We start from the raw sequence: 16,016 nt of genomic DNA on the forward strand, positions 1-16,016 counted from the left end.
ATTATTTTGTTTTTGACTCTAATAAAAATAATGTAAATTTGACCCCACTATAATTTTTATTATAATGCAAGCAAATCTTGAATGGTTCAGAACATTTCGGGCGATATATGAAACAGGCACAATGAGCGGTGCGGCAAAACAACTTTACATTTCACAGCCCGGCGTGGGCCTGCACCTGAATGCGTTGGAAGTTTATACCGGCTTTCCGCTGTTTGAACGTACCACACGGAAAATGATACCGACTGAAAAAGGCAAGCTACTTTATCAGCAAATGTTGGACTCTCTGCTCTGTCTGGAAGATATTGAAACCCGCTTTCAACGGAAATCGGGCAAAGACAGGGCAACCGTAAGTGTTGGAATGTGCGTAGAAACATTCCAACAGGTTCTGGAAAAACATATACCTCGCCTGAACTTTAATTTAATCATGCAGTTTGGCAGCAACGAACAATTGATACAATCGTTGGAAAATGGTTCTGCTGATCTGATATTGACCACTTCGACAAGGCAGGGAAATCACTTGCTGGACAGGCCTTATACCGTAGAGCGGTTGATACTTGTAGCGGGCAGGAACACGGATATTTCAGGATTTCAGCTACAGGATAAGGGCATTATGAAGGACTGGATGAAATCGCAGCTGTGGTATAGCACTGCAGCAGATATGGGGGTTCTGAACCTGTTTTGGGAAAACAATTTCGGTGAACGCCCCAGTTTCGTCCCCAATTATATCGTGCCAAACAAGTTTTCCATTATCAGGTGCCTTTCGGAAGGAAACGGTCTTGCTATTTTACCTGATTTCCTGTGCCGGGAAGCGATGGATGATCATAAAATCCTGAAAATCTGGGAAGGCTATAAACCTATCGAGAATACATTATATTTCTGCAAACGGAAACAGTCCTTGTTTATGAATGAGATAGATTTGATAGAGAAAATGCTGGTTGATGAGCTTCGGTAACTTCTTATTAAGGTTCGGTTTAAAAGAAAAAATAAAAACATGGATTAAAAGGTTGATCCAAACAATCAACCTTAATGTTCAGCCCCCCCCTCCTGATGTGGAATCAAAAAATACTGCCTATCAATCCGCTCCAATAAACTCAACATGTGATAGCAGATAGGACTTCCCGAAGTTATCCGTGTCATACGTTACAGTAACTTTGATAGCGGTCCACTTACATCTGACAGAATACCGGGTTTTTACCAGTTTTCACAGAGGTAATCTGCATCCGAAGCTATTTCCCAACTTGTCATGAACAGACTGATTTGTGTAATTAAGTGTAATCTTTTCGGGAATAAAATCATAAGAGCCATTACGTTTTCCGAGCATGATGGTTGGCCCTCCCGGCTCGTGAGATTGGATCAGTGCTATATCAAAAACCTCATTCCCCTCATATCTTTCACTGTTTATTATTTTGATGAAGTCAAAATGGTATGCGGGTCCATCTTGTGGCGGAGTTTCTGACACGACCATCCTCGCTTATACCCGGTAGTTATGGCCGGGCTCCCTGTTGATAAAACACCCCATCCTGAAAATAGCTATACTCTATATACCCAAAAAAACCAAGATACTTCCACGATCTACTCCTTCGCATCCCCCTTCCAGTGGAAACCACTCCGGAGTACCGGCAGCAACAATGCACCGGCTATCACCTATATTCCCCTCCCCCTCTTACTAACTCGCGCACTCTCCATGTCATCTCAGTCGCCATTTCTGGCAGGTCAGTATCTCTAAAAAAAATATGACAACCGCCGCTTGCACCTTTGCTGTAAATAGAATGAAAAATGGAATTCAAAACAATAAAGAGGCACTTCTTGAGAAGTATTCCGATAGGCATAGCGAGCCTATTATTTTTAGTAGCATGCAATAGCAAAAAAGCTCCATCCCATGGAGAAACTGATGGGGCCATATCCGTTGATGTAGCAAGAGTAGAAGAAAACACAACGGCTGACGATATTGCCCTTAGTGGAAGCATTGAAGGAATGACCACTGTCAAAGCCGGATTTATGGTGCCAGGAAAGATAAACGGTATATCAATAAAGGTGGGCCAATTTGTTTCCAAAGGGCAGCTCATTGCAACCTTAGACGCTACCAATTACGCGTTGAATAAACAGCTTGCAGATGTGCAGGTAAACGAAGCCAAAGACGAATACCAACGATTAAAATACCTGCACGACAGAGGCAGCCTCAGCGCAAGTGATTTTTCAAAAATGACCGCTTCCTTCCAAAGGTCGCAATTACAACAGAAGCTCGAGGCAAAGAACCTAAGCGATACCCGCTTATACGCACCTATCAGTGGCGTGCTTTTAAGTAAAGAAGCAGAGGTGGGCGAAATCATATCGGCCGGCACACCACTTTTTGTAGTATCTGATATTAAACAGGTTACGGTGATCGCTTTCGTACCCGAAAACGAACTTAACGGCCTGCATCTCGGGCAAGCAGCCAAGGTTGCAATAGCCGCGATCAATAAGAGCTTCGACGGAAAAATAACTGAAGTTGGATCGTTGGCCGATGCAACTTCAAGGTCTTTTATGATAAAAATTACGGTAAACAATGATCAATTGTTGATACGTCCCGGAATGATTGCCCAGGCTATTATTGGCGGGAAGGATCAAAAGAAAAGTATCCAACTGCCGCTCGAGTGTATCATGAATGATCTGGGCAATCAGCGCTACGTTTATGTGGTTGATAAAACGTCCCAAAAGGCTTTCAAGCGTCCGGTAAGTCTAGGCGAAATAATTGCCAACAAAATAGAAATTCTGTCGGGCCTGTCACTTGGTGAGACAGTAGTTATCTCCGGCCAAACGAAGCTTTCGGACGGCTCACCAATAAAATTCTCAAAATAGTTTCTCCAGCGATTGTCTTGAGCCATCCAAACAGATCTTAAAATATAAGGACCAACAGAAAACACATCAATACTATGAATTTTATAGAAGCAGCACTGAAATACAAGCAGCTTACACTGGCCGTCCTGCTGATGTTATTTGCGGTAGGTATAGAGTCGCTCTTAAATATGCCGCGTCGCGAAGACCCAAAAATAACCATTCGGACGGGTTTGGTAATAGCCCAGTTTCCAGGTGCCTCTTCAACCCAGGTTGAAGAGCAGGTGACAAAAAAACTGGAACAATATCTCTTTCAATACGAGGAAGTAGACAAAACGAAAACCTATTCCGCTTCAAAAGATGGCATGACGGTAATCAATGTAGAACTCGAAGAAAATGTAAAACAGCCGGAAATATTCTGGAATAAATTGAGACACAGGCTATTGGTATCCAAAGAAGTTGAAATGCCTCCGGGGGTGAGCGGACTAATGGTAGATTCGGACTTTGGAGACACGGAGGCTATTGTGATGGCTTTGGAGAGCGACAAGGCGAGCTATGCGGAACTTAGAAACTATACACAAAAGATAGAGGAGCAAGTAAGAACCCTTAAAGAGGTTTCAAAAGTTAAGCGTATTGGCGATCAGACAGAAGAAGTCGTCGTATCATCTACATCAGGCAAACTCGCCCAATATGGCTTTGGCATCAACCAGGTTTTGAGTGTATTACAAGCGCAAAATAGTCTCGGTGCCAGTGGTGAGATTAAAACAGACCGCAATAAAACACCTTTGTACAGTGAGGGATATTTTCTCACAGAAACGCAGCTAGCTGGTCAGATTATAGGTACCTCCACCAACGGCTCTCCAGTAAAACTCGGCGATGTTGCCTCCTTAAAAAGAGATTACACCGAACCGGAGAGTATCATTACCGTAAATGGAAATAAGGCAATACTGCTGGCCATACAGATGCACGAAGGCAATAATATCGTAGATTTTGGAAAGGAAGTAGACAAAAAGATTGAAGAGGCACGAAAGCTTATCCCTTCAGATATAAAAATTACGACACTGGTATCCCAACCTAAGCTGGTAAACCAAAACATCTCCCACTTTATCAAAGAATTTTTCCTGGCCATCGTAGCCGTTATTGTAGTGGTGATCCTTTTGCTCCCTTTCCGCATCGCCTCGGTGGCAGCCATGGCCATTCCCATGACCGTAGCATTAACCTTTGCCATCCTGAACGCATTGGGTATTGAGCTTCACCAGGTATCGCTTGCCGGCCTCATCTTGGTATTGGGAATGGTGGTGGATGACGCTATTGTTATTGCAGACAATTATGTCGAGTTGCTGGATGAAGGTGTGCAACGCTGGACGGCTGCCTGGCGAAGCGCACATGATCTTCTCATACCGGTGCTTGCCGCCACCATTACCATCATCGCCTCCTTTGTTCCGATGGTGCTCATAAAGGGCTCCACGGGTGAGTTCATTTTTACCTTGCCCATCACCGTTGCCGTAGCCCTTATCGCATCCTACTTTGTCGCCCTGTTTCTCACGCCTTTGCTATGTTATACATTTATAAAAAAGGGCTTACACCAACATACTGATGATACGGAAGGGAACGGCTCAAAAAAAGAAAGAAAGTCGGTTTTGGGCTATATGCAAGCCGGCTATAATACGGCACTCAACTGGTGTGTGAAGCATCCCAGACTTACCATCCTTACCAGTGTTGCATTTCTGCTGCTAACGGGCCTCGTCTTTAAGTTAGGTGTACGGGAACTCTTCTTTCCCGCCGCCGAGCGCAATCAGTTCGTCGTAGAATTGTGGATGCCCACCGGTACCAAGCTTGAAAAAACCAATGCTGCCATTTTAAAGGCAGAACAACTCATTAAGGGAGATAAAAGAGTGACCTCCTATGCAACCTTCACAGGCACATCGGCTCCGAGATTTTACTACAATTTCTCGCCCGAAGTACCCGCCAGTAACTATGCATTGATACTCGTTAATACCACCAGCACCGAAACCACCGAAGCGCTGGCAGAAGAGCTTGGCGATAAGGTTAATAGGCTTGCGCCTGATGGTACCTTCTTTGTTAAATTAATGCAGCAGGGTAACGACTTAAAAGCGCCGGTAGAAGTGCGTATAATAGGTGAAGAAGTTGCGCAACTGAAAACGATCGCCGCGCAGGTAACAACTATTATAAAAAACGCAAAGAGCAGCCGCAAGGTGCGAACCGATTTCGCAGAAGATTATTACGGCATTCAGATAAGTCCCAAAGAAGAAGCCAGACGATTGGGCTTTACCACTGAAGGCATCGCACAAACTATTTACACAGGATTTAGCGGAATGCCAATATCTACCATATATGAAGGTAATAATCCTATCAATATCGTATTCCGCCTAGAACCAGCCGCACGCCGAAACACATCAGACCTCCAAAACGTGTACCTCCATTCGCCACTAACCAATGCCGAGGTACCCTTAAGGCAACTGGCCGATTTAAGACCGCAATGGCAGAGCGGTAAAATAATGCACCGAAACGGAGTGAAAACACTCACCGTGCAAAGTGAAGTCATGCCAAATGTGCTGCCGGCCGAATTACTTGCAGCAATAAAACCAGCAGTAGAAAAATTGAAATTACCCAGTGGTTGCCGAATAGAATACGGTGGTGAAGAAGGCGGAAAAGAAGAGGTAGAAAGTGATATGGTGGCAGCATTGTCCATCAGTCTCATCCTGATATTTCTGATTCTGCTATTTCAGTTTAAAAACATAAAAGAGGCGCTCATTATTATGGCAACCATTCCATTGAGTTTGTTTGGAGCCATATTGGGGCTGGCCCTTACCGGCAACAACTTCAGCTTCACTGCTTTTATAGGACTCATATCGCTATCGGGCATTGTAGTGCGTAACGCCATTATACTCGTCGACTATACTAATATTCTACTTAAAGATGGTATAGACATCAAAACCGCGGCCATTACAGCGGCCCAGCGGCGCTTGCGCCCAATTTTTCTTACCGCAATGGCGGCAGCAGTTGGCGTACTTCCCATGATTATTTCCAAATCACCTATGTGGGCTCCATTAGCGAGCGTATTGGCCTTTGGTGTGATCTGGAGCATGATCATGGCCCTGTTAACCGTACCTGTGATGTACATAGCAATGATTAAAAAAGATGACAAGAAAGACCTTATCCGTAAATATAAAACAAGTATACAGCATGAAGCCTAATATAACCACCACGCTGTTGGTACTTTCCATTCTGTTTTTCGGCTCATTTCGGCTCTCCGCTCAATCAAGCAGGGAATATTCTTTACGACAACTTGTTGAAGCGGCAAAAAAGAACAACAGGATGCTCACGATAAAAGATTACCAGGTGCAGGAAAAGATGAGCAAGCTCAAAGAAGATGAAATAAAACGTTATCCCACAGCTACGCTTGACGGAAGCTATCAGTATAACTTTACACTGCCCGATTTTGTAATTCCTGCAGGCACCCTCGGTTCAGTACCGACCGGAAATGGGACTACGCAACCCTTACCGGCAACAGACAGTAAGTTTCGTGTTGGAGAAAAGGGTATGTATGCTGTTGGCTTCGGTATTTACCAGCCTCTAACACAGCAGTTCAAGATAAATACAGGGCTGGCAATTGATAAAACCGATATACAGCTGGGGCAAAAAGAAAAAGAAAAAGCCACGCTTCAGGTGGAGTTGGCCATTGAGCAGCTGTATTATGCTGCCATGATCACCCAAAAACAAACCGAAAGTGCCGGAGCCAAGCTGGAGATGACCAAAGCGAAGCTCCAAGATGCAGAAGGTACCTTAGCAGCAGGAAAAACAACGGTAGCAAATATTTCGGGCCTGCGGGCGGGAGTTGCCTATGAGAAGCAGCATATTTTAAAGCTTTCCATGCAATTGCAGGATTATTTAAGTGACCTAAGTGAGCTTACCAATCTGGATGCAGGCACATTAAAGCTTAGCGAGATCGAACCTGACTCAACAGCCCTTCAACCTGTCGATGTGTACAAGCGCGCTGCCGAAAAGAACCCGGAGATAGCGATAGCACGCCTAAACCGGGAAAAAGCCAGCCTGGGGATAAAAGCGGCCAGTGAGAGCAACCTGCCCGATCTGGGAATAATAGCGGGTTATAATCTTCAGCACGGTAATCCAATATTACCGGGCAGCAGTCCATATGTCGGGCTCAGTTTGAGATGGAACCTACAGGACCTTTTTTCCAACAGGCAGGTGAAAAATCAACGGATGTTCCAGCTGAAGCAGGCAGAAGAGTCTGTAGCCTACATCAGGCAACAGGTAACTTCCGGCATTGATAAAGCATGGAGAAAGGTAAAACAAAGCGATGTCCTTATCGAAACGGCAAAAAAATTGGTTAGCTACCGAAGCGATGCCCTGAAAGAGGAACAGGACAAACAAGTTGCCGGAATGGATATAAAAACAACATTGCTTGCGCGAAAATCAGAGCTCGCAGAAGCAGAGGCAGAGCTGTATACGGCAAAACTATCCAATTTACTAGCCCTGGCAGAACTTAGAAATTTAACCGGCGGCAAGTAGTAGCCCATATTATCATAAACACCTTAAACAATCCAGCAAAATAAAGCTGCACCCATAAAAACAAAACAAATGAAAAACAATCTTTTAATTGCCTTGCTCTTTAGCAGTATCTGTGCGAAAGCGCAAGACGCTAGTGATTTCCCAGTTCGTAAATGGTCATTGGATTTCGGAGGGTCGGTTGGCGTCTTCATTCCATTTGATCAGGTTAAAGATAGTAAAACGGCCATCGGCTCAAATGCGATAACCACCCTGCAGCTTAACTATCGCGAGCATTTCTTTACCAGGCTCCAGTTCGGGCAAACAACCGTCGATTTTAAGTATCGGAGCACCTTTCCAACAATAAATTCGGATATCAGCGCCAAAGCAAATAGCACCAACCTCGGGTTGGTGTTCGGATATCAGCGCAGTTTCCGAAGACTGCAGCCCTATGTCTTTGCCGGCGCGGGTGCATCCTTTATAGATGCACCAACGGCTTTCTATGACCCCGAACAGAACATGGTCAATTACAGAACCCTATCTGGAACCCACCTGCAGGTCATAGCAGGTGCAGGCCTCAACTATAGGTTGTCAAAGACCTTTATCCTCTTCCTCGAAGGACAGGCTGCCACCATTCCGGATATTCCGAAAAATTCAGCGACCCATCTATCCGGAATCAGCGCTCTTATCGGCATAAAAGCACCACTGTAATCCGTTTCAGTACCACCCTGCGGCCGCTCTATAACGGAACGGGCAGGTCAAATGATTCTTTATTTATTATATTAGCACATGAATAAAAAAGGCTATAAGTTATTCAGATTATACGGCTACCCTTCCTTCGGTTTGCTGCTATACCTGATTTTCATTCTGCTCAATCCGTTTGAACGGACTTATAACAGTTGGAAGTTTTACGTAGCGATGGACTTCTTCCTGGAGTTCACCTTCTGTACCATATTCGCGGCCGCCTTGTTTGAAACCGGTATTCAGCTCAATAAACTCATCAATATGTTCTATAGCTGGGAACGCCATTTTCTAAGTCGCTTCACTATACAGCTCGTGGTTCAGGTAAGTGTCCTCTACCTATTGATCCGCTTGTTCTTCTCCATCGATTTTCCCTCACGTTTCGGCTATGATGACCTGCTGACAAGGCAAACAATCATCGTGGGAATCATCTTTACCCTAATGACCACAGCGATCTTTGCTGCCGAACATTTTTTTTACCGGTGGACGGACGCCAGGTTGAGATCGATGGAAATGGAGCAGCATAGTACGAAGGCACAGCTGGAAGCACTCAAATTGCAGCTTGATCCCCACTTTCTTTTCAATAACCTCAGCACCGTTACCGCCCTGATCGACCGCAGGCCCGATACAGCAACCCTTTATGTGACCAAACTCTCTTCCATTTACCGTTACATGCTGGCAAACCGGACAGAGCATACCATATCGCTCCAGAAAGAGCTGGAATTTATAGAGGCGTACCTGTTCTTGTACGAAATCAGGTATGGAAACAGCATCAAAGTCAATATCGAGCACCGTAGTGCTATGGCTCGGTTTGGACTCCCTCCGCTTACCTTACAGTTGCTCATTGAAAATGCCATCAAGCATAATGTATTCAGCATCGATTCACCACTGTATATCCACATCGACTTTCCGAAGGAAAACCTGATGGTAGTGGAAAACAATCGATCACCGAAAGCGGAAAAAGAAGATGGCACACAGGTGGGTATCAGGAACATTCAGGAAAGGTATCACCTCCTACATCAACCGGAACCGGTGATCGTTGAAAATGACCATCTATTCCGGGTAGAAATACCCTTAATAATCGTGGAATAATCTTAACAAAAATTGTCATGCCCAGCGCTTTAATTATCGAAGACGAACTTCCGAACATAGAGAGACTCGAAAAAATGCTTCTCGACTCGAAATGGAACATATTTGTTATCAAAAGCCTTCAAACGGTAAAAGATGCTATCACTTGGTTACGTTCAAACGAACAACCTGATATCATTTACATGGATATCATGTTGACCGATGGGTTAAGTTTTGAGATTTTTAATCATGTAACGATCACAGCGCCCGTTATATTCATTACCGCATACGATGACTACGCGCTCAAAGCATTTGAAGTGAACGGGGTGGACTATTTACTGAAACCCCTGGAAGCAGATAAGTTGGAAAAAAGTACATCGAGAGCGCTATTACTCCGAGGCCTCGGCGATCAGGAAAGCCTCATGGAGCTGGTAAAAAGCATGCAGGTAAAAAAACCTATTTACCGTTCCCGATTTTTGATTACATACCGCGATCGTTTTGTGCTGCTCACCGTAGATGAAATAGCTTATTTCATCTCCGAAAATAGAGTAACCTTTCTGATTACCCGCGACTCCCGGCAATTTGTAACCGACCAATCGCTTGAAATGCTGGAAAAAGAACTCAATCCCGAGGCTTTCTTCCGCGTGAGCCGTCAGATCATTGTTTCATTGAACGCTATAGGAACGATCTACCAGTCCTTTAACGGGCAGGTCAAGATCGAACTGGCCCCGGCGGTTCACGGTCCGGTTACCTTAAGCCGGGAAAAGTCTGGCCAGCTTAAAAAATGGTTGGACCACTCCAACGGATATTAACATCATATTTAATCGTACCCACTCGCTAAAAAACAAAGACTATGATCCGGATCACATCCGTTACGCAAAAAAAGGAATTAAAAGCATTTATTGACTTTCCCCACGATCTATATAAAGATGACGCTTACTATATACCGGAACTTTTCATCGCGCAGCGTGAGCTCTTCACTAAGCACCCTTTCCATGAACATTCTTCCGTACAATGTTTTTTAGCTTATCGCGGGAGGAAGGTTTTAGGCCGCATAACAGCCATTCTTAATAATAACCATAACCAGTATAATCAGTGCACAGACGGCTTTTTCGGTTTTTTTGACTGTGTTAATGATAAACAGGTCGCTGAGTTGCTTTTTGATGCTGCCCACCAATGGCTTAAAGAAAGGGGAGCAACCTGTATGATCGGTCCCGTAAATTTTTCGTTCAATGAAACATGCGGACTGCTGGTAGAAGGCTTTCAATCGCCTCCCGTAGTTATGATGCCCTACAATGCACCCTATTATCAACATCTGCTTGAAGAGAGTGGTTTCGTTAAGAAGCTGGACTTGCTGGCATTTCGCTTTGAAGCGGAAGGTTATAACGATAAATCAGTCAGGCTTCTTGGGCAACTGACAGCGAGGCTGGAACGCAGTCGTATAACCATTCGGAAGATTGATATGAAGAATTTTAAACAGGAAGCGATCAGTTTAAGGGAAGTGTATAATAAGGCTTGGGATAAAAACACCGGCTTTGTGCCCATGACCGATAATGAATTTGACCATATCGGCCGTGAACTTAAAATGATCCTTGATCCCGATTTTTGCCAGATCGCCGAGCAGGACGGGAAGATAGTGGGCTTTGCATTGGCTATTCCAGATTTTAACCAGGTTCTGCAAAAAGTTAAGAGAGGAAGATTATTTCCTACGGGGCTGCTAAAGATCCTACTGAACAGAAAGAAAATCAAGGGAATAAGGATCTTATTGCTCGGTGTAATTGACGGGTATCGCAAAATGGGCATCGAAGCCTGTTTCTATGCAACCATCATTAATAAGTATCGGGAGAAACAATTGGAATACGCAGAAGCATCCTGGACGCTGGAAGACAACCACCTCATTAATAATGCCATCATCGCTATAAAAGGCAGGCAGTATAAACGGTATCGGATCTATAGGAAAGAATTTTACTCTCCTCCGCATATACATGGATAGAATAGGATCATTTTTTTAACGGCCTTTTTCAACATATCTTGTAGTTACTGCCATGCATTTTTAGGCTCAATTTTGTTCCATTTTTTGTATAGGTACGCGGCCACATTGAATTTCTTTCCGGTCTCGTGCCTTGAGACCGGAAAGAAATTCAATGTGATAGCCCAATATTCTTCCCAGGCTGACTCCACCTTTAGAGGATCCCTTGGTTGAATTATCTATAACATCGATGAAACTTGTATTTGCGTGGTCACTAATGATACATTCTATCGGAATCTGGATTACTTCACGGGAATCCTGGCACGGAATTTTCACCTGTGCGAGCATACCCGGATTAATACGCAATCCCCGGTTATTTTCCCATCTCCTTTATTTTATTCAACTTTATTCTCTAGATGGCAGGCTGAAAGAAAATGGAGGCCTGCAGGTGGATTGTTACCCTTTTTTATGAATCTTTTTTGAATATTATTAGCTTTCAATTTGAAACAAAAATGAAAAAACAATTTAAGTCTGGTTGTTGTAAACGAACAGATGTACCCATAAAAGATAATGTTTGTATGAAGGCAAACTTATTATTTCAGTTTCTGATGTCTCTTTCGCTGGGGTGCTTTGCCCAGCAAAGGGCAAGCTGGGTGGGCAAGCCGGCTGTGGAATGGCCCAAGATCGCACTGATCAACGAGGTGCAGTTTAAGAAAGGAATCTGTGAGATCAAACGATAGCAAGGATAATGAAGCCTATGCCGCGCTGGAAAAACTAGAAGCTAACCCACATGACTAATTCAAATAAATATATAGTGCTAATGGTGTGCTAAAACATTTGTAAAACCTGTCAGCAGATTTGATGGTAAACACCGCTCCTTTCCCAATAGTAATTTCTTGCAGGCTTTTTTAGGCAGCTCTCTCCAGAGATGACACCAAAAATCACACTCTACCGAATTTTCTCAATAAAACAGAATCCCTTTATCGTTGTTTTGACTACAACAACCATTGTTTTGACTACTTCCAACACTTAGCGTATGACCAATTTTGTAGTGTCAAATTTCTAGTTAAAAACGAAAAAAAATGAACACAAAAAAAGTATGGCTCATAACAGGAGCATCGAAAGGATTGGGATTGTCCTTAGCAAAAAAATTATTAGACGAAGGCTACAAAGTAGCCGCCACTTCCAGAACGGTTGAAAGTTTGGAAATAGAAATCGGAACATCTGAAAACTTCCTTCCGTTGGAAGTAAACATAACAGATGAGACAAGTGTAAGCAACGCCATTACCAAAACACTGGAAACATTCGGCACTATTGATGTGGTTGTTAACAATGCAGGCTATGGACAGTGGGGTACTTTAGAAGAACTGACTGACAGTGAAACTCGTCAGAACTTTGATGTAAATGTGTTTGGTGCGCTGAATGTAATTAGAAGCGTTATGCCACATTTCCGCAATAAAAAATCGGGGCATATCATCAATATTGGTTCCATTGCAGGCTTCAATGGAATATTTCCAAGCTTGGGAATTTATTGCGCCACAAAATATGCAATGGTTGGCTTTACAGAATCTTTGTCGGCAGAAGCAAAAGAATTTGGAGTAAAGGCAACGATAGTATATCCTGGGTATTTCCGCACTAATTTTTTAGATAAAAGTACACTGAGTCTTGCGCAAAACCCGATCGAAGATTACACAGCGGCAAGAAATTCTGAACACTTGCACAAAACCGAAATAGACGGCAAGCAGTTAGGCAGTCCTGAAAAAGCAGCCACTGCATTTATTCAGTTAGCCGAAAGCGAAAATCCACCATTGCATTTCTTTATGGGTAGTGATGCTTTTACAATGGCTTACAACAAAATTGAAATTTTGCAAAATGAATTAAGGGCCAACGAAGCGTTGAGTAAATCAACAGACTTTTAATTTTAAGATAGGTGCGATAGAGCTATAAATGTTCTATCGCTTTTTTGTAATTTTGAAAAGATAATGGAAAGTAAAAAAGTTTATACATTCAACACTATTGGCGAGATGCACAAAATGTGCGGACTACCAAAACCTGAACATCCTTTGGTCAGTTTGGTAGATTATGGTTTGGTAGAGTATCAAACCGATGAACAGGAATTCAGCTGGATTCAGAATTTTTACTCAATTGGGTTAAAACGGCATATGCCACAGGGTAAATTTCGCTATGGACAACAACAGTATGATTTCGATGAAGGCTTACTATCATTTATTGCCCCCCGACAGTTGATGCAGCTTGGGATCGATACTTCCACTGTAAAACCAACAGGGTGGTTGTTGCTGATTCACCCCGATTTTCTTTGGAAAACATCGCTAGCAAAAAGTATTAAGCAATACGATTTTTTTGGTTACGCTGTAAACGAAGCTCTTTTTCTTTCAGAAAAAGAAGAAATCATTATTACAGATATTATGCACAGTATTCAACGGGAATACCGCTCCAACATTGACAAATTCAGCCAAAATATCATCATTGCACAAATAGAATTGTTGCTTAATTATTCCGAACGTTTTTATCAACGACAATTCATAACCCGAAGGAAAAGCAATCACCAAATTTTAGAAAGATTAGAAAACATACTAGACGATTATTTTAGCAACGGCAACCTGATACAGAGAGGATTGCCAACAGCTCAAAACATTGCAAGTTCATTAAATGTATCGCCCAACTATTTGGGAAGTTTGCTCAAAACATTGACAGGACAAACTACGCAGCAACACATTCACAACAAACTAATTGAAAAAGCAAAAGAACGATTATCCACCACAAGCTTATCTGTTAGTGAAATTGCTTACGAATTAGGCTTTGAACACCCGCAATCATTCAGTAAATTATTCAAGACCAAGACAAACATTTCGCCTTTGGATTTCAGACAATCGTTTAACTGAACAGCAACCAAGTAGGCGGCTATTTATTGCACATATAAACAACATATTTCACTTTACCCCTACTCATTCCCTGAATTATTTGGATGCAGAAAACATCACTGCTTTTAACAGTAGCGGCGGAGCAGATGCATCTAAGCAGTTCATTGAAAAAGAACTGATACCACAAATAGATAGTTCCTATAGAACCCTGTCCAAAAACTTGATCATCGGGCATTCATTGGGTGGTCTATTCGCTATCAACTGTCTATTGGAGTCGCCCGGATTGTTTAATTATTATCTCCTCATCGATCCTTCATGGTTTTGGGATCATAACTATATTGGAAAAAGAACCAGAGAAGTTTTAGAAACAAAAACTGATCTGAACGCACGTGTGTATATCGCATTGGCCAATAACTCTCAGGAAGATAACAGGCATTATAAATGGGGACAGGAATTTTATGAATTGCTGAAAAACAGTGCATCTACCAAATTAGATGCGAAGCTTCGATATTTTGAAGATGAAAAACACCTGACGGTTCCAGTACCAGCTACTTATTATGGACTTCGTTATATTTTTGATGGTTTTGAACTCGATATAAACGAAGTATGTAAAAACCCCGACTTGATCAATAAGCATGATATTGAAATGTCCCAAAAGATGGGAGTAGAAATTAAATCAGATGAGCGCTTTGTAAACACGCTCGGCTATATTGCACTGCATGACAGAAATATTCCTGATGTCGCAGTTGCTATCTTTGAAATAAACTCAAAAAACTATCCCTCTTCAGTTAATGTTTGGGACAGTTTGGCCGATGCCTATCTTGTAAAAGGTCTCAAAGGAAAAGCTAAAATATGCTAGGAAAAAATCTTATCACTACAACCTGATAATATTGATGCTAAAAGAAAACTAGAAAAAATCAAATAAATAGTCGAAAGCAACAGCATTTTCCAGATACTGATTCAGGAGTAAAAAGTCTTTTGACTTACATGTCGTTAACAATATCGAAGAAGCTTTCCTGTCATTAATAGAAGATCATAGGCCTCATATCGTGCTTCTCGACCTCAAGTTTAATGGTGACAACTGTAAGGAAACCTATTTAACGACTTCGAAGGGCCGAAAAACAATTCCCTGTCACGAAGAAACTCCGTAATCCAAACTAAGACCAATGGCACTGCCGGATTGAGCCCTTATACATCAATTTGATGGGGTAATTTTCAGATTGCGGAAATAACCATCTGTCCCTACATCAACAAATAAACCTACAGCCCCAGATCTATCTGCTCCTTGCTTGAGATCATTCACAATAAGGGATGGATGTTTGTCTTTGTTTAGAAAAAGTTTCGCACGATTGCCTTTGATTTCAATTTTCATCTTGATCCATTCATTCAAACCCATATCAGCATATGACTCATACTTCTCGGGATTCTCTTTTCTCAGACGGTCATATTTATAATCGGGGTAAGAAAAGTATTGAATGGAGTGATTGCGTCTTACCTGATCTTCAGCTCTGCCATTCGTTGGACGTATATATATAGATTCAAATTTGGAATTCATGTCATCGATCCTGAATGCCAATCCGATAAACCCACGGTCTGTTGGAGAAGCCGTAGGGAGAAGCCGGCTTAGAACTTCTACCTCGATAATGCCATTTTTAAAATTGGTGTTCTTGATCCGTACAAATGTAGGTTCGTCCGCTTCTTTCACAGTAGAATCTTTTACGACTCTAACAATACTTTCCCCCTGCAAATCATCGATTTCCATATAAACGTTATTGGGCACAAGATTGCTGCCGTCTAAATTTATCTTTTGGCTGTATGCACTTTTTACGGCAAAAAGAATGAGAAACAAAATTATTCTTATATTTTTCATATTATTTAAAACACATCTGAAAGGGTCTTTAACGGCTGGGTCTTTATTCAGGAATTGGTATCATTGCTGGTTCCGGAATCAACATATAATTGCTCTGCCTTTATCCAAAGCACGTTCATAATCAAAAATAAAAGACCGAGTA

General features: G+C 42.5%; 15 protein-coding genes. 12 read left to right on the plus strand and 3 right to left on the minus strand.

The features are described from left to right. Positions 1 to 64: 64 nt before the first annotated feature. On the plus strand, positions 65 to 952 hold the full coding sequence (locus G6053_RS18390) for a LysR family transcriptional regulator (RefSeq protein WP_165307764.1): 888 nt from the start codon (positions 65 to 67) through the stop codon (positions 950 to 952). A gap of 249 nt (positions 953 to 1,201) precedes the next feature. Here G6053_RS18390 and G6053_RS18395 read toward each other — a convergent pair whose 3' ends face one another. Further along, complete coding sequence (locus G6053_RS18395; RefSeq protein ID WP_165307766.1) at positions 1,202 to 1,459, minus strand: hypothetical protein; 258 nt, start codon at positions 1,457 to 1,459, stop codon at positions 1,202 to 1,204. Between the two features lie 317 nt (positions 1,460 to 1,776). Here G6053_RS18395 and G6053_RS18400 point away from each other — a divergent pair, with 317 nt between their 5' ends. The 7 genes from G6053_RS18400 (at position 1,777) to G6053_RS18430 (ending at position 11,146) form a co-directional block, all read left to right on the plus strand. Continuing rightward, positions 1,777 to 2,838 carry an efflux RND transporter periplasmic adaptor subunit gene (locus tag G6053_RS18400; RefSeq protein WP_165307768.1) on the plus strand — a complete coding sequence of 354 codons (1,062 nt, stop codon included), beginning with the start codon at positions 1,777 to 1,779 and terminating at the stop codon, positions 2,836 to 2,838. A 74-nt stretch (positions 2,839 to 2,912) separates the two neighbouring features. Continuing rightward, positions 2,913 to 6,032 carry an efflux RND transporter permease subunit gene (locus tag G6053_RS18405; protein WP_165307770.1) on the plus strand — a complete coding sequence of 1,040 codons (3,120 nt, stop codon included), beginning with the start codon at positions 2,913 to 2,915 and terminating at the stop codon, positions 6,030 to 6,032. Continuing rightward, the gene (locus tag G6053_RS18410) at positions 6,022 to 7,368 is read left to right on the plus strand and encodes a TolC family protein (protein WP_165307772.1); all 1,347 of its coding nucleotides are present in this window, start codon (positions 6,022 to 6,024) and stop codon (positions 7,366 to 7,368) included. The genes G6053_RS18405 and G6053_RS18410 overlap by 11 nt, the downstream gene beginning before the upstream one ends. Positions 7,369 to 7,437: 69 nt before the next feature. Further along, positions 7,438 to 8,055 (plus strand): outer membrane beta-barrel protein, encoded by a 618-nt coding sequence (locus tag G6053_RS18415; RefSeq protein ID WP_165307774.1) that lies wholly within the window; start codon positions 7,438 to 7,440, stop codon positions 8,053 to 8,055. Between the two features lie 78 nt (positions 8,056 to 8,133). Beyond that, complete coding sequence (locus G6053_RS18420) at positions 8,134 to 9,177, plus strand: histidine kinase (RefSeq protein WP_165307776.1); 1,044 nt, start codon at positions 8,134 to 8,136, stop codon at positions 9,175 to 9,177. A 17-nt stretch (positions 9,178 to 9,194) separates the two neighbouring features. Further along, positions 9,195 to 9,965: a LytTR family DNA-binding domain-containing protein gene (locus G6053_RS18425; protein WP_165307778.1), complete on the plus strand. Its 771-nt coding sequence runs from the start codon at positions 9,195 to 9,197 to the stop codon at positions 9,963 to 9,965. 41 nt (positions 9,966 to 10,006) lie between these two features. Then, positions 10,007 to 11,146: a hypothetical protein gene (locus G6053_RS18430; RefSeq protein WP_165307780.1), complete on the plus strand. Its 1,140-nt coding sequence runs from the start codon at positions 10,007 to 10,009 to the stop codon at positions 11,144 to 11,146. 66 nt (positions 11,147 to 11,212) lie between these two features. On the opposite strand, the gene G6053_RS18435 is transcribed toward G6053_RS18430, so the two are convergent. Further along, positions 11,213 to 11,488: an efflux RND transporter periplasmic adaptor subunit gene (locus tag G6053_RS18435; RefSeq protein ID WP_165307782.1), complete on the minus strand. Its 276-nt coding sequence runs from the start codon at positions 11,486 to 11,488 to the stop codon at positions 11,213 to 11,215. A gap of 212 nt (positions 11,489 to 11,700) precedes the next feature. On the opposite strand from G6053_RS18435, the gene G6053_RS18440 reads away from it, so the two are divergent. From G6053_RS18440 to G6053_RS18455, 4 genes are all read left to right on the plus strand, one after another. Beyond that, a complete protein-coding gene (locus G6053_RS18440) occupies positions 11,701 to 11,862 on the plus strand; it encodes a hypothetical protein (RefSeq protein WP_165307784.1) in 162 nt (53 codons plus the stop codon). Positions 11,863 to 12,204: 342 nt separating this feature from the next. Continuing rightward, positions 12,205 to 13,041: an SDR family NAD(P)-dependent oxidoreductase gene (locus tag G6053_RS18445; RefSeq protein WP_165307786.1), complete on the plus strand. Its 837-nt coding sequence runs from the start codon at positions 12,205 to 12,207 to the stop codon at positions 13,039 to 13,041. A 63-nt stretch (positions 13,042 to 13,104) separates the two neighbouring features. After that, the gene (locus G6053_RS18450) at positions 13,105 to 14,025 is read left to right on the plus strand and encodes a response regulator transcription factor (protein WP_165307788.1); all 921 of its coding nucleotides are present in this window, start codon (positions 13,105 to 13,107) and stop codon (positions 14,023 to 14,025) included. A gap of 79 nt (positions 14,026 to 14,104) precedes the next feature. Further along, positions 14,105 to 14,863, plus strand: a complete 759-nt coding sequence (locus G6053_RS18455; protein WP_165307790.1) for an alpha/beta hydrolase-fold protein — start codon at positions 14,105 to 14,107, stop codon at positions 14,861 to 14,863. A gap of 336 nt (positions 14,864 to 15,199) precedes the next feature. On the opposite strand, the gene G6053_RS18460 is transcribed toward G6053_RS18455, so the two are convergent. Beyond that, entirely contained in the window at positions 15,200 to 15,874 is a 675-nt protein-coding gene (locus tag G6053_RS18460; protein WP_165307792.1) for a family 16 glycoside hydrolase, read from the minus strand. Positions 15,875 to 16,016: the final 142 nt, after the last annotated feature.

Source organism: Sphingobacterium sp. DR205, assembly GCF_011064245.1.
Classification (GTDB): Bacteria; Bacteroidota; Bacteroidia; order Sphingobacteriales; family Sphingobacteriaceae; genus Sphingobacterium; species Sphingobacterium athyrii.

Coding starts and splice junctions, on each gene's coding strand:
- G6053_RS18390 (WP_165307764.1), top strand. CDS start 65: ATGCAAGCAAATCTTGAATGGTTCAGAACATTTCGGGCGATATATGAA.
- G6053_RS18400 (WP_165307768.1), top strand. CDS start 1,777: ATGGAATTCAAAACAATAAAGAGGCACTTCTTGAGAAGTATTCCGATA.
- G6053_RS18405 (WP_165307770.1), top strand. CDS start 2,913: ATGAATTTTATAGAAGCAGCACTGAAATACAAGCAGCTTACACTGGCC.
- G6053_RS18410 (WP_165307772.1), top strand. CDS start 6,022: ATGAAGCCTAATATAACCACCACGCTGTTGGTACTTTCCATTCTGTTT.
- G6053_RS18415 (WP_165307774.1), top strand. CDS start 7,438: ATGAAAAACAATCTTTTAATTGCCTTGCTCTTTAGCAGTATCTGTGCG.
- G6053_RS18420 (WP_165307776.1), top strand. CDS start 8,134: ATGAATAAAAAAGGCTATAAGTTATTCAGATTATACGGCTACCCTTCC.
- G6053_RS18425 (WP_165307778.1), top strand. CDS start 9,195: ATGCCCAGCGCTTTAATTATCGAAGACGAACTTCCGAACATAGAGAGA.
- G6053_RS18430 (WP_165307780.1), top strand. CDS start 10,007: ATGATCCGGATCACATCCGTTACGCAAAAAAAGGAATTAAAAGCATTT.
- G6053_RS18440 (WP_165307784.1), top strand. CDS start 11,701: ATGAAGGCAAACTTATTATTTCAGTTTCTGATGTCTCTTTCGCTGGGG.
- G6053_RS18445 (WP_165307786.1), top strand. CDS start 12,205: ATGAACACAAAAAAAGTATGGCTCATAACAGGAGCATCGAAAGGATTG.
- G6053_RS18450 (WP_165307788.1), top strand. CDS start 13,105: ATGGAAAGTAAAAAAGTTTATACATTCAACACTATTGGCGAGATGCAC.
- G6053_RS18460 (WP_165307792.1), bottom strand. CDS start 15,874: ATGAAAAATATAAGAATAATTTTGTTTCTCATTCTTTTTGCCGTAAAA.